Origin of the sequence: Psychrobacillus sp. NPDC096623 (assembly GCF_044762655.1) — a bacterium.
Lineage (GTDB): Bacteria > Bacillota > Bacilli > Bacillales_A > Planococcaceae > Psychrobacillus.
This window is the reverse complement of the sequence record NZ_JBIWER010000005.1, coordinates 1-22,109: the sequence shown is the minus strand read 5'-3', so window position 1 is coordinate 22,109 and position 22,109 is coordinate 1. Positions and strand designations below refer to the sequence as shown.

The 22,109-nt window shown below is 35.6% G+C and carries 20 protein-coding genes; 12 read left to right on the top strand and 8 right to left on the bottom strand.

Translation table 11 applies throughout. The annotated features are described in order from the left end of the window. Positions 1 to 207 precede the first annotated feature (207 nt). Positions 208 to 768, top strand: a complete 561-nt coding sequence (locus tag ACIQX2_RS13735) for a DUF5366 family protein (RefSeq protein WP_402851413.1) — start codon at positions 208 to 210, stop codon at positions 766 to 768. 160 nt (positions 769 to 928) lie between these two features. Next, the gene (locus ACIQX2_RS13730; RefSeq protein ID WP_402851410.1) at positions 929 to 1,480 is read left to right on the top strand and encodes an AAA family ATPase; all 552 of its coding nucleotides are present in this window, start codon (positions 929 to 931) and stop codon (positions 1,478 to 1,480) included. 100 nt (positions 1,481 to 1,580) lie between these two features. Here ACIQX2_RS13730 and ACIQX2_RS13725 read toward each other — a convergent pair whose 3' ends face one another. Next, positions 1,581 to 3,434, bottom strand: a complete 1,854-nt coding sequence (locus tag ACIQX2_RS13725; protein ID WP_402851407.1) for a transglycosylase domain-containing protein — start codon at positions 3,432 to 3,434, stop codon at positions 1,581 to 1,583. 74 nt (positions 3,435 to 3,508) lie between these two features. Continuing rightward, entirely contained in the window at positions 3,509 to 4,744 is a 1,236-nt protein-coding gene (locus tag ACIQX2_RS13720) for an MFS transporter (RefSeq protein ID WP_402851404.1), read from the bottom strand. Positions 4,745 to 5,024: 280 nt separating this feature from the next. On the opposite strand from ACIQX2_RS13720, the gene ACIQX2_RS13715 reads away from it, so the two are divergent. Continuing rightward, entirely contained in the window at positions 5,025 to 5,618 is a 594-nt protein-coding gene (locus tag ACIQX2_RS13715; protein ID WP_402852137.1) for a peptidylprolyl isomerase, read from the top strand. A gap of 16 nt (positions 5,619 to 5,634) precedes the next feature. Beyond that, on the top strand, positions 5,635 to 5,838 hold the full coding sequence (locus ACIQX2_RS13710; protein ID WP_402851401.1) for a hypothetical protein: 204 nt from the start codon (positions 5,635 to 5,637) through the stop codon (positions 5,836 to 5,838). 330 nt (positions 5,839 to 6,168) lie between these two features. On the opposite strand, the gene ACIQX2_RS13705 is transcribed toward ACIQX2_RS13710, so the two are convergent. Further along, a complete protein-coding gene (locus tag ACIQX2_RS13705) occupies positions 6,169 to 7,338 on the bottom strand; it encodes a MalY/PatB family protein (protein ID WP_402851398.1) in 1,170 nt (389 codons plus the stop codon). Positions 7,339 to 7,411: 73 nt separating this feature from the next. Between ACIQX2_RS13705 and ACIQX2_RS13700 the strand changes: the two genes are divergently transcribed. Further along, positions 7,412 to 7,672 (top strand): DUF1871 family protein, encoded by a 261-nt coding sequence (locus tag ACIQX2_RS13700; RefSeq protein WP_402851395.1) that lies wholly within the window; start codon positions 7,412 to 7,414, stop codon positions 7,670 to 7,672. Positions 7,673 to 7,717: 45 nt separating this feature from the next. Here the strand turns inward: ACIQX2_RS13700 and ACIQX2_RS13695 are convergent, their stop codons facing one another. Both ACIQX2_RS13695 and ACIQX2_RS13690 read right to left on the bottom strand, forming a co-directional pair. Then, a complete protein-coding gene (locus tag ACIQX2_RS13695; RefSeq protein WP_402851392.1) occupies positions 7,718 to 7,930 on the bottom strand; it encodes a helix-turn-helix domain-containing protein in 213 nt (70 codons plus the stop codon). Positions 7,931 to 8,020: 90 nt separating this feature from the next. Then, a complete protein-coding gene (locus tag ACIQX2_RS13690; RefSeq protein WP_402851389.1) occupies positions 8,021 to 9,358 on the bottom strand; it encodes a sodium-dependent transporter in 1,338 nt (445 codons plus the stop codon). A gap of 128 nt (positions 9,359 to 9,486) precedes the next feature. On the opposite strand from ACIQX2_RS13690, the gene ACIQX2_RS13685 reads away from it, so the two are divergent. From ACIQX2_RS13685 to yugI, 3 genes are all read left to right on the top strand, one after another. Continuing rightward, positions 9,487 to 10,044, top strand: a complete 558-nt coding sequence (locus ACIQX2_RS13685) for an RNA polymerase sigma factor (protein WP_402851387.1) — start codon at positions 9,487 to 9,489, stop codon at positions 10,042 to 10,044. Beyond that, on the top strand, positions 10,034 to 12,163 hold the full coding sequence (locus ACIQX2_RS13680) for a hypothetical protein (RefSeq protein WP_402851385.1): 2,130 nt from the start codon (positions 10,034 to 10,036) through the stop codon (positions 12,161 to 12,163). The genes ACIQX2_RS13685 and ACIQX2_RS13680 overlap by 11 nt, the downstream gene beginning before the upstream one ends. 74 nt (positions 12,164 to 12,237) lie before the next feature. After that, a complete protein-coding gene (yugI, locus tag ACIQX2_RS13675) occupies positions 12,238 to 12,612 on the top strand; it encodes a S1 domain-containing post-transcriptional regulator GSP13 (RefSeq protein WP_402851382.1) in 375 nt (124 codons plus the stop codon). A gap of 166 nt (positions 12,613 to 12,778) precedes the next feature. On the opposite strand, the gene ACIQX2_RS13670 is transcribed toward yugI, so the two are convergent. Continuing rightward, complete coding sequence (locus ACIQX2_RS13670) at positions 12,779 to 14,086, bottom strand: AAA-type ATPase lid domain-containing protein (RefSeq protein WP_402851379.1); 1,308 nt, start codon at positions 14,084 to 14,086, stop codon at positions 12,779 to 12,781. Positions 14,087 to 14,223: 137 nt separating this feature from the next. Here ACIQX2_RS13670 and pruA point away from each other — a divergent pair, with 137 nt between their 5' ends. From pruA to ACIQX2_RS13650, 4 genes are all read left to right on the top strand, one after another. Continuing rightward, on the top strand, positions 14,224 to 15,768 hold the full coding sequence (gene pruA, locus ACIQX2_RS13665; protein WP_402851376.1) for an L-glutamate gamma-semialdehyde dehydrogenase: 1,545 nt from the start codon (positions 14,224 to 14,226) through the stop codon (positions 15,766 to 15,768). 63 nt (positions 15,769 to 15,831) lie between these two features. Further along, entirely contained in the window at positions 15,832 to 17,025 is a 1,194-nt protein-coding gene (locus ACIQX2_RS13660) for an ornithine--oxo-acid transaminase (RefSeq protein WP_402851373.1), read from the top strand. Between the two features lie 80 nt (positions 17,026 to 17,105). After that, positions 17,106 to 18,350: a Glu/Leu/Phe/Val family dehydrogenase gene (locus tag ACIQX2_RS13655; protein ID WP_402851370.1), complete on the top strand. Its 1,245-nt coding sequence runs from the start codon at positions 17,106 to 17,108 to the stop codon at positions 18,348 to 18,350. A gap of 85 nt (positions 18,351 to 18,435) precedes the next feature. Continuing rightward, positions 18,436 to 19,599 carry an iron-containing alcohol dehydrogenase gene (locus ACIQX2_RS13650; protein WP_402851367.1) on the top strand — a complete coding sequence of 388 codons (1,164 nt, stop codon included), beginning with the start codon at positions 18,436 to 18,438 and terminating at the stop codon, positions 19,597 to 19,599. A gap of 84 nt (positions 19,600 to 19,683) precedes the next feature. On the opposite strand, the gene ACIQX2_RS13645 is transcribed toward ACIQX2_RS13650, so the two are convergent. Together ACIQX2_RS13645 and ACIQX2_RS13640 are read right to left on the bottom strand one after the other, a co-directional pair. Further along, positions 19,684 to 20,673 carry a cation diffusion facilitator family transporter gene (locus ACIQX2_RS13645; protein WP_402851364.1) on the bottom strand — a complete coding sequence of 330 codons (990 nt, stop codon included), beginning with the start codon at positions 20,671 to 20,673 and terminating at the stop codon, positions 19,684 to 19,686. A 13-nt stretch (positions 20,674 to 20,686) separates the two neighbouring features. Then, positions 20,687 to 21,406, bottom strand: coding sequence for an MgtC/SapB family protein (locus tag ACIQX2_RS13640; RefSeq protein WP_402851361.1), 720 nt, complete (start codon positions 21,404 to 21,406; stop codon positions 20,687 to 20,689). Positions 21,407 to 22,109: the final 703 nt, after the last annotated feature.

The following is a 22,109-nucleotide window of genomic DNA, read 5'->3' as shown; positions in this document are numbered from 1 at the left end:
ATCTTTAAAATTATAACGCAATTAAGCATTATTTGCATAGAATGTAATGCTTGCTATTGCATATAGTATCTTTCTTTCGATATGATATTTAGGAATAGTTAAATAAGTAGAACTAGGTAATTTAAAATTGTCATAAAAAATTCACTTGCTTCAACAACAGTCTCGAAAAAAGAAAAATAACTGTAACAATCTATCAAAGGAGTACATATGAAGAACCCTTATGTGTTTGGCTTTTTACCATTAATAACAATCGTATTATTCAGTTTATCATTCGCACTTTTTACGATGAATAAAGTAATAGAGCTATTTAAAGTAATTGGTGTATATAGTGGAATGAGAGAATTTCTTTCAGATGTAGAACTAAAACTATTTTTATTAATTATATTGGCATTAATCTACTTTATGGTTTTTTCTGCATTGAAATTAATTGCTGAGACAATACATGAAATAGGTATGTTATTCTTCTCGAAGGATTATGAAGGAAAAACGATGGCACAGGCCCGTGGCGGCTTTGTTATCTTTTTTGTTGGGTCTATTATTTCAGCAGTTGGATTTCAATCGATTCAACTATTGCTTATTATCTTTTTGTTAACTACGTTTATCTATTTTGTTTATGTTGTTTATAAATTAAGCAGTTCGATGAGTCTTGTCGGTACTTTAGGATTAGTGATGTTTGAAATCATCGTCTGGAGTCTTTTTCTAGCACTAGTTATTTATATAATTATTAAATTGTACAATGGGATTGTTGCAAGTCTCCCCTTTCTATAGATGTAGGCTTTCCACGAGACGGCTTCAATCAACGAAATTCACCAGATGACTTAGATTTAGGGGTATTAGAACTGTAAAAATATTTTTTTATTAAAATACTCTTTTTTGTGCTACTGCTAAAAGTGAAGATTAGTCCCAAAATTTTGAATGGAGTTGTCTAATGAAGAGGTTAGTAATTATGACGGTCGGAAAGACGCATAGTGGAAAAACGACTTTTGCCAGAGCATTAGAAAAAGAGCTTACGAACTCAGTTGTAATTGATCAGGATAATCATGCTGAGTTCCTTCATACTTATTACCAATCTTTATTACCGAAGCAGGGGAGTAACACGATAAAATATGCAATTACACAAACGATTGTACATCATGCAGTACATGAGACCAATTGTCATGTTATTCTTTGCAATTCAAATCGTAACCGCAGAGGTCGAATGAAACTAATAGATTATTATCAAAACAAAGGGTTTACTTGTATCCTCGTAAATTTTGAAATTCCCGATTATATTTTGAAAGAGAGAATTACGAATAGTGAGCGTAGTACGTCGATTTTAAGAGTTGCTTCTACTTTTGACGAAGTACTCTCTAGGCAGCTGGAAGAGACGGATACAGGTGATATAGTAGCACCAAATGAAGAGGAAGCTGATTATTTATTTGTTATTAAGGATTCAGATGATATACAGTCTGTTATTCAAAAAATAATAGAAACTGTTTAATAAATAAGTTACAGAGCCTATACTAGAAAAGAAAAGCTGATCGTGACATCAGTCACGGCCAGCTTTTTATTTAAAATCATTCGGGAACACCCGGTTTTTCTCAGTTCATTATTTTATTAAATATTTTATGGTGAATCTTTTTAGATTCTATTAGCTTCATATTATGTGGCATATCATAGCCAATCCACACTGCGGATGTATATGTTTCTGTAAGTCCCGTAACCCAGTAATCATGATAGTCATTCGTCGTACCTGTTTTAGCCCCGACATAAGCGGAGTTAACATGTACCCCTTTTCCAGTTCCGTTTACTACAACATCTGCTAACAAATCTCTCATTATAGTAATAGTTTTAGGTGACCATACTTCCACCTTTTCCTCTTTCCACTCATACAGAATTTCACCATGCTTGTTGGTAACTTTCCGAATAGCATGAGTAGGCTTGTACATTCCATCGATAAAACCTGTATAAGCATCCGCCATTTCAAGTACGGTTACTCCATTTGTTAAACCTCCGAGAGCAGCAGGAAAGGTATGATCTTCTGCTACCAAATGTTCAAATCGGAATTGCTCTAATTTCGCAAAGGCCTCTCCAATCCCAACATTTTGCAATAGTCGCACTGCAGGAGTGTTGTGACTAAAACGAAAAGCCTGTTTAAGTGAAACGTCACCGTATATAGCTCCACCATAATTTTGAGGACAATAATGTGAGATACATAATTTTCCTCCACTGATCTCATTGTTTGGAGTTAAAGAAGTTGTTTCAAAAACTGGACCATATACAAGTAAGGGTTTTAAAGCAGAACCAGGTTGTCGAACTGCTTGATTTGCCCGATTAAAATCAAATTTACGATAATCCTTTCCACCGAACATGCTAACAATTTCTCTTGTCTCATTATTAATCACTACAGAAGCAGCTTGTAAATCTTTTGTTTTGTCTAGAAGCCTATCAATATAAACAACATCTTCCTTTTGTTTCTGTGGATCCAAAGCAGTATGAATAGTTAGTCCCTGGGAAATTACTTGATTCACACGGGTTTGTAATTCATTTTTGAAAAGCATTGCCTGCTGCTCATTAGAAGCTGATTCAATTTTCTCTTGAAATCCCTCGCTAGCACTGATTAATGATTTTAGTTCGTCAAACACATACGTACTATAAACAGGGTATAACTGAGTTTTTGTTTTTGTTTGAAGAACAATGGGCTCATTTTTTAATGTATTCCCATGCTCTGAGGAAATTTTATCATTTTTTACTAAAATATCGATTAACAATTCCTGCCGCTTTTTAGTTGCTTCAAAATTTTCCAATGGATTATATAGGGACGGGTTATTTGGAATAGCGCTTATAAAGACTTGCTGTGCTTCCGTTAACTCACTTAATGGCTTTCCAAAATAATAGGTTGCCGCAGCTCCAATACCATAAACCTGATTGCTGAAGTAAATTTCGTTTAAATAGTTTTCTAGTATTTCCTCTTTACTTGATTGTTTTTCCATCTCATAAGCATAGACCAGTTCTGTCACTTTCCGTTCATATGTTTTTTCCGTTGATAAGTAGCGAAGTCTCACTAATTGCTGAGTGATTGTACTTGCACCCTGGTCACTTGCATTGGCTGCTGCATTAGCAAAAACAGCACGGAAAATTGCACTAAAATTAAAGCCAATATGATTATAAAACTCTGCATCCTCGCTTTGTATAAGTACTTCTTGAACGAAAAGAGGGATAGAATCTAGAGCTAATGGATCTCGCCACTCTACGTAATCTTCCGAGAATATGCGATTATCTTTGTCTAAAAGAACAATTGGCGATGTAATAACAGGTGTGTTAAGTGGGATAGCCTCTTTCAAATCCTCTTTAAATTCTGAGGCTACTAATATCTCACTATGGATAAATGAATATAAAATCCAAATGAGTGGAAAGCAAAGAAAAACGAACATATATCCGATTGCCTGACGCATGAGTTAGTTGCACTCCAATTCCTATAATCTAATAAAAAGAATAGCACACTTTCCTTATGGAAAGTGTGCTATCTTCATGATAATTTTGCATGCATTTCTTCTTCTATTAATACATCCTCAAAATCTATCCGAGGTTTCTTTCTAGCAAAGTATATAATCACAAATGCGATTAAGAATAATGTCGCTGTAACGAAAAAGACGGATGATATACCGATAAATCCACTTATAAAGCCTCCGAACATTGGTCCGATAATATTGCCTAAAAAGCGGAAGCTAGTGTTATAACCCATGAGTTCTCCTTGAACCTCTATCGGAGCCTCTCTACGTATTAAAGCAGTCGTAATAGGTATTAGCCCGCCTGAGGCAATGCCAAATAAGAAACGTAGAATTACGAGTTGCCAAAGGTCTGTTACGAATGCTTGCGGAACGATAAATATGAAAGCAAGAATTAGAAGGAAGGATAATATTTTTTCATATCCATGCGAATCTCCGAGCTTACCCCAAATCCTAGCAAACAAGAGACTTCCGACTCCAGTCGCACTAAAGGTAATACCCGCAAGAAGTGCAACTTCTTTAGAATTTGTTAATTGAGAAACATATAAGGACAAAAGAGGCTGAATACTAAACAAACCAATTTGTATCAATGATGTAATCATAAGAACATTTAAAATTAAACGGTGATGAAAAATACTAGAAATCACTGTTTTTCTTGAATATTCATGATCGCCTGCTTTCTTCTCTTTGCGAATTTCATGGATACCAAAGAGTACCATTAAAGCAGCAATTGAAACTGCTGTTGCTGTAATAATGAATGTATATTGGAAACCGAATGTATCTGCTAGAAATCCGCCGATAATTGGACCAAATAATGTCCCAGAAACACTACCCATCTGTAGAGTTCCCATTGTTTTACCGGCAATATTCTTTGGAGTTTGAGAGCTTATAAAGGCTAAAGAGGTAGGGATAAATCCAGTAACGATTCCCATAAATAAACGAAGGACAAAGAAGGCTTCTACAGAATTGACAAACCCCATTAGCAAAACACTAATCGCAATCCCAAATCCGTTAATGATTAAAATTGGTTTATATCCATATTTATCTGCGATTCTTCCCCATATTGGTGACATTAGAAATGCGGATACAAATGTAGCACCAAATACAAGTCCTGACCACTTTTGAACATATGCTTCAGAGAATTCACCCATCGTATTTATATATAAAGACAAGAATGGCATGATCATCGTCATCGTGGCAGAAACTAGAAAGTTAGAAAACCACATGATCGTAAAATTCCGTTTTTGTACGCTCACTGAAATCCCTTCTTTCTATGGTTGCATAACCGTTTAATAATCATTATAGAACATTTAGTGTGTCGAAGAAAGTTAGATACTTTGTCACTGAAATCGGAGTAGTAGTTATGGTAAACTAATTTGGGGTGATTAATACGTGAAAAAGATATGGTTAATACTTGGTATAGCAACAACTATTCTCTTCTTAAGTGCCTGTGGATCAAAAGATTCTAGTGCGCCTAAGGAAGAAGTAGAAAAAGAAGAAACTAATGTAAGTACAGAGACTAAACAAGAAGGAGAGATAACTATGTATCCACAACTTTCTAAAGAAGTTGCCTCAAATGAAGCCTTAGTTACTATGAATACATCAATGGGACCAATTAAGATTAAATTATTCCCTGAACTAGCACCAAAAACAGTGGAGAATTTCTTAACACATGCAGAAAATGGATATTATGATGGGCTGATTTTCCACCGAGTTATTCAAGACTTCATGATTCAAGGTGGAGATCCAACTGGTACTGGTATGGGTGGAGAAAGTATTTACGGGGCAGAATTTGAGGATGAGTTTTCCATGAATCTCTTTAACTTGAGAGGAGCTCTTTCCATGGCAAATGCAGGACCAAATACAAATGGTAGTCAATTTTTCATCGTTCAAGCTGCTGAACCTCCAGCAACAGCACAGCAAATGATCGATGGTGGATGGCCTAAAGAAATTGCAGAAGCTTATGCAGAAATGGGTGGAACACCGCATCTTGATCAAAAGCATACAGTATTTGGACAAGTGATTGAAGGTTTGGAAATAGTGGACCAAATGGCAGCAGTTGAAACTGGCGCTAACGACAAACCTGTTGTAGATATTACAGTAGATTCAATTGAAATTGTTCAGAAATAATTAGAGGAGTGTATATATGTTTTCGTTTTTACAACTAGCTTTTTTGTATTTTCCAGAAGACAAGTCGGAATATATACCTGTCGTAATCGAATTGGCTGTTTTAATAATTGTTTGTATTTTCGTATTTAGATGGTTACAGAAAAAATCTAAAAAAGATGCAGAAAAAGCAAAAGTGTTAGAAGATAAAATTATGCAAGCAAAAAAAGATAAACTTAATTAATAGACTTCAGAGTGACCAAGAAACCGTAAAAAACCTTCCGTGTTGGAAAGTCTTTTTACGGTTTTCAAGTAAGTGTAGAGAAAAGAAGATTTCGAATTTCTTACAAGTAATTTCTGGTGCGTTGGAAAAAATAACCTATTCCAACTGAACGCATCAAAATTCCAACTAAACTCTTCAAAAGCCCAACTAAGTAGGAAACCTGAAAGTCAACCCACTAAAGAAGACTAATTTTTACGTAACTTTAGTTGAATGTTCCATTTTAGCTCAAAAATAAAAAGAGGAGAATATGACGGCAGTCATAAATCTCCACTTTATTGTGTCTAATGATATCTATTGAAGTGATTTAATGAAACGTGCCACTCCATCTTCCACAGTTGTAAGTGGACATGCTACATTCATTCGCAGAAATCCATCCCCACCTTGGCCGTACTTCGACCCAGGCTCCAGTGCAAGTTTACCTACCGTTAAAAGCCGATCCATTATTTCATTTTCAGAAAGGCCAGTCCCACGATAATCTATCCAAACTAAATAGGTACCCTCTGGTTTGGAAACATTTATACCCTCAATTTTTGATAGTTGCTCAACAACGTAGTCCATATTTATAGTCAATACCTCTAACAATTCCTCTAACCAAGGTGCACCTTGTTCATAGGCAGTTTGTAGAGCAGTAAGTGAAAATATACTCAAACCCATATATCCACGACTCACCGCAAGCTTGTCTATTTCTTTTCGCTTTTGTTCATCTGGTACTATCATAGCTGCAGCTTGAATTCCTGCAAGATTAAATGTTTTTGTTGGAGCCATAAGTGTAATGATGTTATTTGGATCCTCAGCTACACTTAGCATAGGAATATGTTTATTTGGCTTAAAAATTAGATCCGAATGAATTTCATCGGATAACACTAACACATTATATTGCTGACAGAGTGCAGCCATTTTCGTTAAGTTGTCCTTGCTCCATACTTTTCCACCTGGATTATGTGGATTACATAAGATGAAAACTTTAACATCCTTGCTTAAACATTCTTCAAATGATTCCCAGTCCACTACATAGGAATTATCTTTCTCTATTAACTGGCTAGTAACTACTTGTCTGTCTAAATTTTTAGGTACACTCATAAATGGGGGATACACGGGTGTATGTATAAGCACTTTGTCCCCAACCTCCGTAAAAGCTTCAATAACTTCAACTATTCCTGGTATTACTCCTTGGCGAAACAAAATCCACTCATTTTTTATCGTTAGCTGATGTTTATCTTCGACCCAGTTTGTAAGTGCTGACTTTGTTTCTTCTGGTGTAATTGCATAACCGAAAACTGGATGTTCCAATCGTTTTTGTAAAGCATCAATAATAACGGAGGGGATAGCAAAATCCATATCCGCTACCCACATAGGCAGTACTTCGGAGGCATCGGTTATTGCATATATTTCCTCTAACATATCCCATTTCGCAGAATTAGTATTACGTCGATTAAAGACAGTAGAAAAGATAGACAACATAATTTCCCCTTTCAATTTGTATTTATTATGTTATTATAACCCTATCTAATAAATCTGGATAGGTGAAGGTAAAATGGACACAATTGAAATGAATAGAAAAGCAGTTTGGACATTGCAACAATGGGATCCTTTTCATATTGGAGAACATGCCTATGAAACAGAAACGGCAGATGTAGTCGCATATTTGCAAAATATCGACCATCCATCTGAATTGGCGAAGCGAATTCAGGAAATTTATGAACACTCTTTTGAAGAGTGGATTCCTTTAGAGAAGTGTGTAGAGATATCCTACAAGTTAATCGCGATAAAGTACGAAATGAAATGTATTATATAAATGAAAAAAGCTTTCGGTTTATATGCCGAAAGCTTTTTCTTATTATTACGCTTCTTGTACACCGTCTAATAAATTTGAAGCTGGAACTTCTAATGCATTGGATAATTTCAAGATTGTTTGTACGGATGGCGTTTCTTTCCCTGACTCATAAGCTTCAAGCTTCCCTGTACCAATCCTTGTTTTTAATGCCAAAGTTTCTAATGTTATATTACGTTCTTCTCTTATTTGACGTAATTGCACATGTAAATCTTGTTTCATGATTCCATCCACCCCTGTCTTAATTATTACTATATTATAACACAATTTTTTTTAGAACCCTTGATAATAATGTCAGAAAAAGTACAATTATTACAATACAAGCTTCATGGCACCTTGGATAAAAACGATTATTATTGCCATCGGAGCTGCAATACGTACGATGATATACCAAGAATTTAAAAGGAAATTATTCACTTTAAGATCTTGGATGAGCATAGATTTAGAAAAATGAAAGCCCGCAAATAAGGATATAAATAATGCTCCTAACGGTAGACCAATACTACTAGTTAGGAAGTCGGCAAAGTCAAAGACAGACATACCTAATATGTGAACATCTGAAAGTATACCAAAGGACAAAGCACTAGGAATTCCTAGTAAGAATATAAGAAATCCATATACCCAAGAAGCCCTTTTCCTTCTATCATATTTAGTTTTAATGCCAATTGATACAACTATTTCTAACATACTGATCGAAGAGGTAAGTGTTGCAAACAAAAGTAGTATAAAAAATAATATTAGGAAAAATTGACCGAACATAATTTGATCAAATACAGCTGGGATAATGATAAAAGCTAATCCAGGTCCTGCATCGGGTGAAAAACCTAATGCAAAAACAGCTGGGAAAATTACGAGTCCTGCCATAATGGATATTCCAATGTTCAGTAGAGACACACTCAGTGCCGACGTACTTAAGTTTGTTTCTTTTGGCAAATAGGACGCATACGTAATCATGCCAGAAATACCTACACTTAAAGAAAAAAAAGCCTGTCCTAAAGCAAGCAAAGCTGTTTCCCACGTAAGATAGGACCAATCCGGTACAAATAAAAACTTGATACCTTCGATAGCACCGTCTAGTGTTAGGGAGCGAATAGTTAATACGACAAAGAAAATTAGCAAGAGCGGCATCATCCACTTACTTGCTTTCTCAATACCTCCTTTAATCCCACCCGATACAATCCAAATCGTTAGCAGGATGAAGGTTGCTTGAGCAATTACAACCTCCCAGGGATTTGAAATTACTGTATTAAATAAGTCATTAAAGAATGTTTCTTGACTCCCACTTAAGCTAAAAGTAAAGGAACGGAACAAATATGATAAAATCCACCCACCAACAACGCTATAGAAGGATAATATGATAAAAGAAAAGGCAAAACCTGCCCACCCGATTATAAACCATGGTTTCCCCGGTGCAAGCTTTTTAAAGCCTGTTACTGCATCTGCTTGACCTCTTCTTCCAATGATAAATTCAGCAAGTAATATTGGGAGGCCAATAAGTAGCGTACAGAGGATAAACAAGATTACAAAAACACTTCCTCCATTAGTTCCTGCCATATATGGGAATTTCCAAATGGCACCTAGTCCAATTGCACTTCCAGCTGCTGCTAATATAAATCCGATTTTAGAACTAAAATGATCTCGGTTTGACACGATAATCCCTCCATTTTATAGGACTGTCTTATTCTTTACGGGGATTTAAAGAAAATGCAGGCAAATTTGAAACAATCTAAAATAATCTTTCGTATCATCAATAGAGCAACAGAGAGAGAGGGAGGAATATGGTAGAGCTTGAGTTAATCGAACGAGCACAACAGGGGGACAAAGCAGCATATACAGAACTAATACACATACATCATAGGACAGTTGAAAGATTTGCATTTCAGTGTGGCGTTCGGGTCAATGATATTCCAGATGTCACTCAAGAAGTATTTGTAAAGCTTTATCGATTTTTGCATCAATTTCAGCGAGAACGATTTACGACGTGGTTATATAAAATCACTTTAAATACTGCAAGAGATTATTACAGAAAAGAAACAAAAGAAAAAGAGAAGGAACAGAAGTTAAATTTTGAAGGTGGATTAAATTATACGACGAAATCAGCAGAAGAACGAGTTTTAATATTTGAAGAAGACCGAGAACTACATGATGCCATTCAGACACTCGACGAAAAATATCGTCATCCTATAGTAATGTTTTACTTCCATGAATTATCATACGAACAAATTGCAGAAGTATTAAATATTCCGTTATCGACGATTAAAATACGTTTAATGAGAGCAAAAGCATTATTAAAATCAGCATTGCAAATGAATGGAGGAGTTAAACATGGACGATAAACAATTAGAAGAGCGCTTAAATCTTTTAAAATCATCCTATGATCGTTTACCTTCATCTGTAGATACTGATGAAATTCTAAGGAGGATAGAAGATGAAAATACGATGGCTCCAATTGAAAGGAAAGATAAAGGATTCAAGTGGCAAAAAATTACTGTGTGGGCAGTTAGTATAGCGAGTGTGTTTATCATTGGGATTTTGGGAACAACTTTTCTAAATGATTTTAACGAAGGGACGACAAATGATCAAACATATAGTGAAGATGATATAAAGAAATTGGAAAAACAATATGAAAAGGAACGGTTAAAACGTCAACAGATGCTCCAATTGGATAAAGACCAATTTGCTGCCATAGAATTTGTTCAAAATGCAGACACTATTTTCGCTGCACAAATAAGTCCTGCGACTTTGGAGGGGAAAAATGACAACATATCTATAAAAGACGGATATCAATTTGCTATAGAAAGACTAAAGTTACCATCTGAAATGGTTGAAGAAACGATTAACAAAGGAAAACTCGATGCAGGTCAAAGTATTGGTTTTATTAACGATTTTATAGCCAAATCAGAGCATCTAATTAATTATTATGAATATGTGCTCAATGAACAAGAAGCTGTAATCAAAACAGCGAAACACAATGGAAAACTAAGTGAGCATGTTCTAATTGCAAATCGTTATAATATGCCTGAAGAAATAGAAAATATGATCGAAGTATTACCTAAGCAAGGATTAAAGTTGGCAGTTAATGCAGAAGGGACAGCATTTCAAATTGTACCTGATTGGGCCTTATTCACAAGAGATCTCTTTTCAGTTCTAGATGAAAATGAATCACGCTATTTGTCTCTTTATAGTTCGATTCCTGGTTATGGAATAGCTAATTTGCTGGAGGAACAAGATTTTTCTGTCCTAGGCTACTATTTAGCAGAAATTGAATTCACTCTATTAAATACAATGGAAGAGACAGTGATGCATTCTCGATTTGAAAATTATTACTTTGATCTTGCAGAGACGATTCTTTTTCCTTCAGATATAAACGAAATATTCAATGAAAACAATGAGATTAATATGGATACACGAATATCATGGGAATCATTAGTGAATATTCCTGGTGTATCTCCAATTGCTACATTGATGAAGCCTGTTGTTGCATCTATGAATGCAAGTGATTGGAAATATAACGAAACATATAAACTGTTAGACATAGAGCGGCTTAGAGATTATTACTATATGGCTTTAGAAGGTACGCTTGAAATAACAAAATTAGATTGGTTTTCTATTTTACCGGATGGAGAAGAGAGAAGTTTAGAAACTCCCTATGCTTTGTATGGTGTTCATGAATTATATAAAGAATTTAACGGAAACTACGATCCATTAGTACTTCATGGAGTTGGCCCGATAGAAATCATTCTCTTATATTATTATGCAGACGGTGAAAATAACCGTGAAGTAATGTGGGAGTTGATGAGTAGTGCTTTTAAGAAAGAGCATGATAAAGAAGATTTCTTAGAGAATCCAACTCTACAAAATATTATACGAGAGGGCTCTAAAAATCTTTACTTTAATAAAGACCATTTAATCCAAGACGAAAAATATTTAAAGACTTATATTGGGCAAGAAAAAGGAAAACAAGTTAGCTACGATTTACTTCTCTATCTAGAAAGTGATGATGTTTGGAGAATTCAAGGGGTAGAGGATTACTTTGTAAGTAATGCAACTCTAGTTGACGAAAATTTTGTCCAAAAAGTCCATGGATTATATAAATTATTCGCTGGAACGCATGATCAAACTATATTAAAAGGGGCTACACCTGAGGAAATTGTAGGGTTGTATTATTACTCAAACCAGCTTAAGGACTATGAAACACAGTATGCATTGTATTTAAAAGACGAAGAGTGGATACAGATACCAAAAGATGAATATATGAGCGCAGAGCATCAAAATATAGAAGACATTAGACTTGAATTTACAAAAATGGAATTTGAAGCAACCTCTTATGAGGAAGGATTCGTAACCCTAACTTTACATCCCGATTCGCGTAATTTTGGAGATGGAAAAGTTATTGGCTTTCAGCTTATTCAAACTGACAATGGCTGGAGACCACCGTTTATGCCAACTCAGTGATTTTTGCCGTCATACTTCCTCCTATGTTATAATTTAACATGACTATAACGTATATAAGAAAGTAGGAAGGGATTATGACTCAAAATTACAAGGTGGGAGATGTTGTCACGGGTAAAGTTACAGGGATTCAGCCATACGGTGCCTTTGTAGGCTTAGATGAGCAAACACAGGGCCTCGTGCATATTTCGGAAATCACATACGGCTATGTAAAAGAAGTGGAGGAATTTTTAACTGTAGGGCAAAAGGTAGAGGTGAAAATTCTAGAGATTGACGATGAGGCTGGGAAAATTAGCTTATCGATGAGAGAGCTCCAAGAAAAACCAACACTACCTAAACGTGATGAAAGACCTCGGAAATCACTTCAAGATCGTGTAGATGAACATGATGAAGAAGGATTTAATACATTAAAAGAAAAATTAGCTGACTGGATTAAAAAATCGGCACTATAAAAAGGAGTTCTACAGTGAAGAAAGTCACTGTAGAATTCCTTTTTTCTTATAGTAAGTTTTGCAGTTTTTTTAATAGATAACATTTATCCTGCTGATTTCTGACTAGAGCAGAAATCAACGTTGAACGGATTTCACTATTTAATATGCTTCATGAGATCAATAGTTTTTACTTCTTCATCTTACGTATTCTATATTGTAAATTTTGTCTGCTCATACCTAGTGCTTCAGCAGCTTTTGTAATATTGCCATCGAATTTATCTAACGCTTTTTGTAAATAATATATCTCTGCCGATCGCAAATATTCATCAAGTGGAAGTAATTCTTTATCGGAAGTAATGACAAAATCCTCTGCTTTACTAGAGTTCTCATTAAAATCCTGAACTTTAAGCTTGAAGTGTAAAGGCAGCATATCAAACTTTAATACTTGCTCCGTTGTCACCATTGAGCTAATTTCATCCAGTAGTAATTCCAATTCTTTAAGATTTCCTGGCCATTCATACATCAAAAAAGCTTGGATTACATCCTCATCAATCTCCTTAATAGTGGAGCCATAGCGATTTAAATAACGATTAAAGTAATCATTCATAAAAGGAATGATATCCTCCGTGCGTTTCCGTAAAGGCGGAATACTTATTGTTACCTGTGCAAAATAGTAATATAACTCCTTACTCAATTTGTTCGAAGAAATTAGGTCTACCGGATCCTCACCAATACTTGCAATATATAAATTTTGGCCTGCTTCATTTGCAGAAAGAATTTGCAAGAGTTCATTTTGCAATTCAAGGGATAATAAATCAATTCTTTCACAAAATATTGTACAGTACGACATATCAGAAAGCTCTTTTTGAAATTTACTGATTAAAAAACTATCTGAGCTATGGCAATAGAGCGAGATAAACTGTTTATTTACGGGCGAAAGCTGATTGTGAATACCTTCAGCTATTAAATCCTTGCCAGTACCAGCTTCTCCCACTAAAAGGACAGGTAGACGTACATGCGCAGCCTTGATCGAACGTTCTAATACTTCCTGCATTTCCATCGAAACTGCTGTAATGCTAGAAAGGGTGATTGCTTCATTGTAACGCTTTAAAGGCTGATAAATTAGACGTTCTAAAGCGGTAATATCACGAGAAAATTCGACTGCCCCTACAAGTTTTTCATCTTGCAATACAGGGTAAGTATCATTAATAGTAGTTATTTCTTGTCCATTTCGATTCCAGTACGTCTGTTTAGCACGTAAAACTGGTTCTCCGCTATGTAAAACTTTTAGCAATGTACTTTCTTGTTGTTCAAATTGGAAAAGTTCAAAGATAGATCGGTCGACAACATCTGTTAAATTTAGACCTTCAATTTCTTTCATTTTTTCGTTATAAATAATGGTTTTGCCGGATAAGTCAATAGCGTGAATGCCTACTGCTACATGCTCTGCTGCAAATTTATAAAAGGGTAGAAAATCTTTTATTTGTTCGTCCAAGTTGCTCACCTCAAAAAAATATTTCACATTTTATAATTTTTTACTTGAAAAACGCAACAATCTTTTGCATTATTATATATGTAAACTAAAAGAAACTGCAAATATTTTTTGCACACTACTCAAAGGAGGATATACATTTGATACCTTACAAACACGAACCATTCACAGATTTTTCGAAAGAGGAAAATAAAAAAGCCATTCAAGAAGGATACAAAGTAGTAGACGCATACCTAGGAAATGATTTCCCATTAATCGTTGGTGGGGAACGTATTACTACAGAAGCTAAAATAAAATCATATAATCCAGCAAAAAAAGAAGAATTAGTTGGTGCTGTTTCTAAAGCAACGCAAGAAATTGCTTCTAAAGCTATGGATATTGCTGATGAAACATTCAAAACTTGGAAAAAAGTTAAACCGGAAGTTCGTGCAGACGTACTTTTCAAAGCTGCTGCAATTATACGTCGCCGTAAATTCGAGTTCACTGCTCTATTATCAAGAGAAGCAGGAAAAACTTGGGTTGAGGCTGATGTAGAAGTGGCTGAAGGAATTGACTTCTTAGAATATTATGGTCGTGAAATGTTACGTATTAAAGATGGATCAGCTGTAGAAAGTCGTCCTGGTGAATATAACCAATATAATTATATTCCACTAGGTGTTGCTGTTGTAATTTCACCTTGGAACTTCCCATTTGCAATCATGGCTGGTACTACAGTTGCAGCTATGGTAGCAGGTAATACTGTACTTTTGAAACCAGCTTCTACAACTCCAGTCGTTTCTTATAAATTTGTAGAGGTATTAGAAGAAGCGGGTATGCTTCCAGGAGTAGTTAACTTCATTCCAGGTTCCGGAGCAGAAATAGGGGACTTCATGGTTGAACACCCACGCACTCGTCTAATTAGTTTCACTGGCTCACGTGATGTTGGTCTAGGAATCGTAGAAAAATCTTCTAAATTAGCTCCAGGGCAAATTTGGATTAAACGTTCTATTCTTGAAATGGGTGGAAAAGATACAATTGTAGTTGATAAAGAAGCTGATTTAGAATTAGCTGCTCAATCAATTGTGAAATCTGCATTTGGTTTCAGTGGTCAAAAATGTTCTGCATGTTCACGTGCAGTAATCGTTGAAGACGTTTATGAAACAGTGTTAAATCGCGTTGAGGAGTTAACAAACGCCCTAACAGTAGGTATTCCTGATAATGATGAGCATTTCGTTGGTCCAGTAATCGATGGAGCTTCATTTAAAAAAATCATGGATTATATCGAAATTGGTAAAGAAGAAGGTCGTCTAGTTACTGGTGGTACTGGTGATGATTCTAAAGGATACTTCATCCAACCAACTGTCATTGCAGACTTATCTCCTACAGCACGTATTATGCAAGAAGAAATCTTTGGACCAGTTGTTGGTATTACGAAAGCAAAAGATTTCGACGAAGCATTAGATATTGCAAACAATACTGAATATGGATTAACTGGTGCGGTAATTACAAATAACCGTTTAAATCTAGAAAAAGCACGTGAAGATTTCCACGTTGGTAACTTATATTTCAACCGTGGATGTACTGGTGCGATAGTTGGATACCAACCATTCGGTGGATTTAATATGTCTGGTACAGATTCAAAAGCTGGTGGACCAGATTACGTCCAACTTCATATGCAAGCAAAAACAACATCTGAAATGCTTTAATATTTTCAAGGCAGACTTAGTTTAAAGTCTGCCTTCACTTTAAATAAAAGGGGTAATGCACGTATGACTATTTCATCAAAAGTGATTGAACAAACGAATAAATTTGGTGCAAACAATTATAACCCACTTCCAATAGTAGTATCAGAAGCTGAAGGAGTATGGGTAAAGGATCCGGAAGGCAACAAATACATGGATATGCTCTCAGCATATTCTGCAGTAAACCAAGGACACCGCCATCCGAAAATTATTCAAGCATTAAAGGACCAAGCGGATCGTGTTACTTTAACTTCTCGTGCATTCCACAATGACCAATTGGGACCGTGGTATGAAAAAGTTAGTGAGTTAACAGGAAAAGACATGGTATTGCCGATGAATACTGGTGCTGAAGCTGTGGAAACTGCATTTAAAGCAGCTCGTAGATGGGCTTATGATGTAAAAGGCGTAGAAGCAGATCAAGCAGAAATTATTGCTTGTAATGGAAACTTCCACGGTCGTACAATGGGTGCGGTTTCACTTTCATCTGATCCTGAATACAAACGTGGATTTGGACCAATGCTACCAGGTATTAAATTAATACCATACGGTGACTTAGAAGCACTAAAAGCTGCAATTACACCTAACACTGCAGCATTTTTAATCGAACCAATCCAAGGAGAAGCTGGAATTATTATTCCACCAGTTGGTTTCATGAAAGCTGCTCTAGAATTATGTCGTGAAAATAATGTATTGTTTATCGCGGATGAAATACAAGCTGGACTATGTCGTACAGGTAAAATGTTCGCATGTGAATGGGAAGAAGTAGAACCAGACATGTACATTTTAGGAAAAGCATTAGGTGGAGGAGTATTCCCGATTTCATGTATCGTTGCAAATAAAGAAATTCTAAACGTATTTAACCCAGGTTCTCACGGTTCTACATTTGGTGGTAACCCGATGGCATGTGCTGTTTCTTTAGCTGCATTAGACGTTCTAGTAGATGAAAAATTAGCCGAACGCTCTTTGGAATTAGGTAATTATTTCATGGAAGCGCTGAAAGATATCAAACATCCTTCTATTAAAGAGATTCGTGGTCGTGGATTATTTATCGGTATGGAATTGACAGAAGAAGCTCGTCCATACTGTGAAGAATTAAAGGAATTAGGATTATTATGTAAAGAAACACATGATACTGTTATTCGTTTTGCTCCTCCTCTAATCATTTCAAAAGAAGAATTAGATTGGGCGATCGAAAGAATTCAAAAAGTATTCACTAAATAATAATTCATAAAGAAATATCAACAATTATATGTTACAATGGTTCCGAAGAAATATTAAAACTAAAGAGGCGAAAAAATAAAATGGCTGAAAATTTAAACCTGTTCACTTCAACTCAGGCTGTTATTAAAGAGGCTCTGAATAAACTTGGTTATGACGAAGCAATGTATGACTTATTGAAAGAACCACTACGTATGTTAGAAGTTCGTATTCCAGTACGTATGGATGATAACACAGTGAAAGTTTTCACTGGTTACCGTTCACAGCATAATGACGCTGTTGGTCCTACAAAAGGCGGAGTTCGTTTCCATCCAGGTGTAACACCAGATGAAATGAAAGCTCTTTCTATGTGGATGACTTTAAAAGCGGGTATTGTTGACCTTCCTTATGGTGGAGGTAAAGGTGGAGTTATTTGTGATCCACGTGAAATGTCAATGGGAGAGATCGAACGTCTAAGCCGTGGGTATGTACGTGCTGTTGGGCAAATCGTAGGACCGACAAAAGACATTCCAGCACCAGACGTATTTACGAATGCTCAAATCATGGCATGGATGATGGATGAATACAGTCGTATGGACCAATTCAACTCTCCAGGCTTCATTACAGGTAAACCGCTTGTACTTGGTGGTTCACAAGGACGCGACCGTGCAACTGCTCAAGGTGTTACGATTATTATTAACGAAGCCGCTAAAAAACGTAATATTGATATGCAAGGTGCACGTGTTGTTATTCAAGGCTTTGGGAATGCAGGAAGCTTCCTAGCTAAGTTTTTAAGTGATCAAGGTGCAAAAGTTATTGCTATTTCCGATGCTTACGGAGCTTTACACGATCCAAACGGATTAGATATTGACTATCTATTAGATCGTCGTGATAGCTTTGGTACAGTAACGACTCTATTTGAAAACACTATTTCTAACCAAGAGCTATTAGAATTAGAATGTGATATTTTAGTTCCAGCAGCTATTGAAAACCAAATTACAGCTGAAAACGCTCATAATATTAGAGCAACAATCGTAGTAGAAGCTGCAAATGGACCTACTACAACAGAAGGTACTAAAATCCTTTATGATAGAGGAATTCTATTAGTTCCTGACGTTTTAGCAAGTGCTGGTGGAGTAACTGTTTCTTACTTTGAATGGGTACAAAATAACCAAGGTTATTACTGGACTGAGGAAGAAGTAGATGAAAAACTAGTGAAGAAAATGGTAGAAGCATTTGAAAATATTTACGAAGTTGCAACAACTCGAAATATTGATATGCGCCTAGCTGCTTATATGGTCGGCGTACGTAAAACTGCAGAAGCATCACGTTTCCGTGGTTGGGTGTAAATAATGATAAGTTAAACCACTTGTATTTTACAAGTGGTTTTTCTATTATTAAGAAAGTATGAGTAGGAAAAGAGGAGGATGTTGTATGAATGCTTTTTCGTTTTATAACCCAGTGAAATTGATATTTGGTAAAGATCAAATAAGCAAACTTAAAGGGGAGTTAGCTCCTTACGGTAAAAAAGTTCTCGTTGTATATGGTGGAGGAAGTATCAAGAAAAATGGCTTGTACGATACGGTTATGACCGAATTGAAAGATGCAGAAATGGAAGTTTTTGAACTAGCAGGTGTTGAGCCTAATCCAAGACTATCAACGGCTAAAAGAGGAGCAGAAATCTGTAAAAAAGAAGGAATTGACGTAATACTTGCAGTCGGCGGAGGTTCAGTAATAGATTGCACTAAACTTATCGCTGCCGCAGCAAAATATGATGGTGATCCTTGGGATTTTGTTACGCGCAAAGCAGTTCCACAAGAAGCACTGCCTTTTGGAACTATATTAACTCTTGCAGCAACTGGCTCTGAGATGAATTCAGGATCTGTTATTACTAATGAAGAAACGCTTGAAAAATATGGCTGGGGAAGTCCTTTAGTTTTTCCAAAATTCTCTATATTGGATCCAGTCAACACATTCACAGTTCCTCCAGATCAAACAGTTTATGGAATAGTTGATATGATGTCCCATATGTTTGAGCAATACTACAACAATGCAACAAACACGCCAGTCCAAGATCAATTAATAGAAGGAACTCTACGTACAGTCATAGAAGTTGGTCCAAAACTGATTAATGATTTAACAAACTATGAGCACCGCGAAACGATACTATTTGCTGGTACGTTAGGATTAAATGGATTCCTACAAATGGGCTACAACGGTGATTGGGCAAGTCATAATTTAGAACATGCAATTTCAGCAGTATATGACATTCCGCACGGGGGAGGACTAGCTATCGTTTTCCCAAGATGGATGCGTCATAATGTAAAAGTAAACCCACAGCGTTTTGCTAAGCTTGCAACGAACGTCTTTAAAGTGGATGCTGAGGGTAAATCAGCAGAAGAAGTTGCTTACGAAGGAATTGACCGCTTAGAGCAATTTTGGAAGTCATTAAATGCTCCGTCCAAATTAGCGGATTATAATATAGATGAAAGTAAAATCGACCTTATGGTAGAAAAAGCTATGGTGTATGGAAATTACGGTAATTTCAACAAGTTAAATGCAGAGGATACAAAATCTATACTTACTGCTTGTTTATAACAATATGAATACAGAAAACCCCATGACGGAGTTCGTCATGGGGTTTTCTAATTTAAAATTTTTCAAAAAAGTGTTTTCATAACTCTAGGTACGTGTTTTTAAGACAGTACGTTGATCCTTATGTTGCTTCCACGTTCTAATACCGTCATCCTCATCGAATGAGATGGTAATATCTGTTACGCCTTGCTGACTTAAAATTAGTTCTTTAATGTTATCTCTAATATCGTCCACCTCAGCAAAGGTATATTGTGGATCAATCTCTATAATTATTTCTACATGTAAATATTCGCCTTCTTTAATAACCTCTAGCTTTTGAATATCCTTTACATGTTCATTTTCAGACACTAGATGTGCGATGTGTACAAGCATTTGTTCATCCGTTTCCCCAAGTGCTCCACGAGCGTTATCCAGGAATACTTTACCTACTACATAGAACATCATAATACCGATCATAATAGAAGCGATACCCTCTGCTTGTAAAAAACCTATGAAATGAGAAATTAAAACAGCAACAAAGGCTAGTATCCCTCCCGATGTTGCTACTAGATCCTCCATAAAAACGAGTTTTGTTGCAGGTTTCGCCCTACTCAAGTTAGCAAAACTTGTTGTTAGAGGAGATAGCATAGTCCCCTTAATGCCTACCTCGTGTAAAATTTCTTTTCCTGCTTTATACAGAACAGCAAATTCTAATATAATAGCAATAGCTAGTACGCTTAGCGTGATTGCCACACCAGAAGATTCCGTTGGATGTTGAATATGATGCCAACCTTCTATAATAGTCTCATAAGATAAAATACCAACGATAATTACTGCGCCTAAACAAACGAGGTTTACTAGACGCCCAAAGCCATTTGGAAATCTTGGTGTAGGTGCTTTCTTAGACAATGATGAACCGATGTAAACAAAGAATTGGTTTGCGGCATCTCCGATTGAGTGCATCATTTCTGCAAACATCGCCACGTTTCCTGTAAAGAAAAATGCTCCACCCTTTAATAATGCTATTACTGTATTTACAATAGCAGCTAATAAAGAAGGTTTGTTACCATTTTTTAATAATTTGAATAAATCTCCCATATAACTACTCCTTTTATATAGATTCTACATCTACCGACTCGATAAATTTTTGTTTCTTTATAATAGCGTAAAAATCGACTATATTTTTTTGGGTAATAATAGATAATCTCAATTCAATTTCGTGTTTAACGATATTATTGTCTAAAATGATATCTTTAATGCGGATACTTTCTATATAAACACCACTTCCCTGTAAAAAGTCGTATACCTTGGGGATGCTTTCTGGATTTCCTACCAAAACAGTAAGTGATAACTCCTTAGATCTTAATCGTTTTGGTCCTATTCTAGTTAGCAGTGGAGGAATTACTTCAATTCCCACTATTACTATAATTACGCTTAAAGCGGACTCAAGATAAAACCCTGCACCAACAGCTATTCCTATTCCACCGGCTCCCCAAATCATAGCGGCGGTTGTTAAACCAGTGATATTATCATTTCCTTTGCGTAATATAACACCCGCCCCGAGAAAGCCTATACCACTTACTATTTGTGCTGCTAAACGTAAAGGGTCCATCGTGATGTTTATAGCATCATTGTGGACGGCTTTATAGGCAGCTTCTATGGATATGTAGGTTAAAAGACAGCTGAATGTAGCTATCACTATACTTGTCTTCAATCCAATAGGTTTCTTCTTTAGTTCCCGTTCTATACCTATTATTAAACTTAATAATGCTGCAAAAATTAATTTAAATATAATTTCACTGTAATCATTAAAAAAGTTTAACCATTCCATCAAAAATTCCTCCTCAATTTCTTTTATCTTGTTATGGGCTTTTTTGCATGATCTACTATAATGCCCTCATTTATGGAATAGCATAGATTGGTATTTTTGTTCCTATTATTATAAGGATAGAGGTGGTTAAAATAAAGCTTTGTTGTTTTATTCTTATTGTAGAGTGAACTAATTAATTTAGAACCACTGTTAATATAGTTGAATTGGATTCTATTACTTATACTTATATTTTATAACTTGAACAGAATCTAAATATGATTTTATAGATCCAATTATTAAGAGTGTTAGTGACTGATGTGTTTTGATTGAGTAAAGTAAATCCTTATAGAAGGAGATAAGCAATACAATATTTTAGTATTTATTTAAGTTTTTTTATAAAAGGGGTTGCTTTTCTTTTTTAAACGATGTATATTAATACTTGTCCTTCGGAACGAGATACAAACAACTTGAAAAACTTCAAAAAAATGTTTGACATCAAATCCGAAATAAGTTATATTAATAAAGTCGCCAAAACGACTTCAACAACATGAACATTGAAAACTGAACATGCAAAACGTTAAGAAATATAGCTTGAAAGATTAACTTGATTAATCTGATAGCAAAACAATTTGGACATCATTTAATGATGATGCCAGCAAAAGAAAATGAGCTTTTTAAGTTCTCTATTATGGAGAGTTTGATCCTGGCTCAGGACGAACGCTGG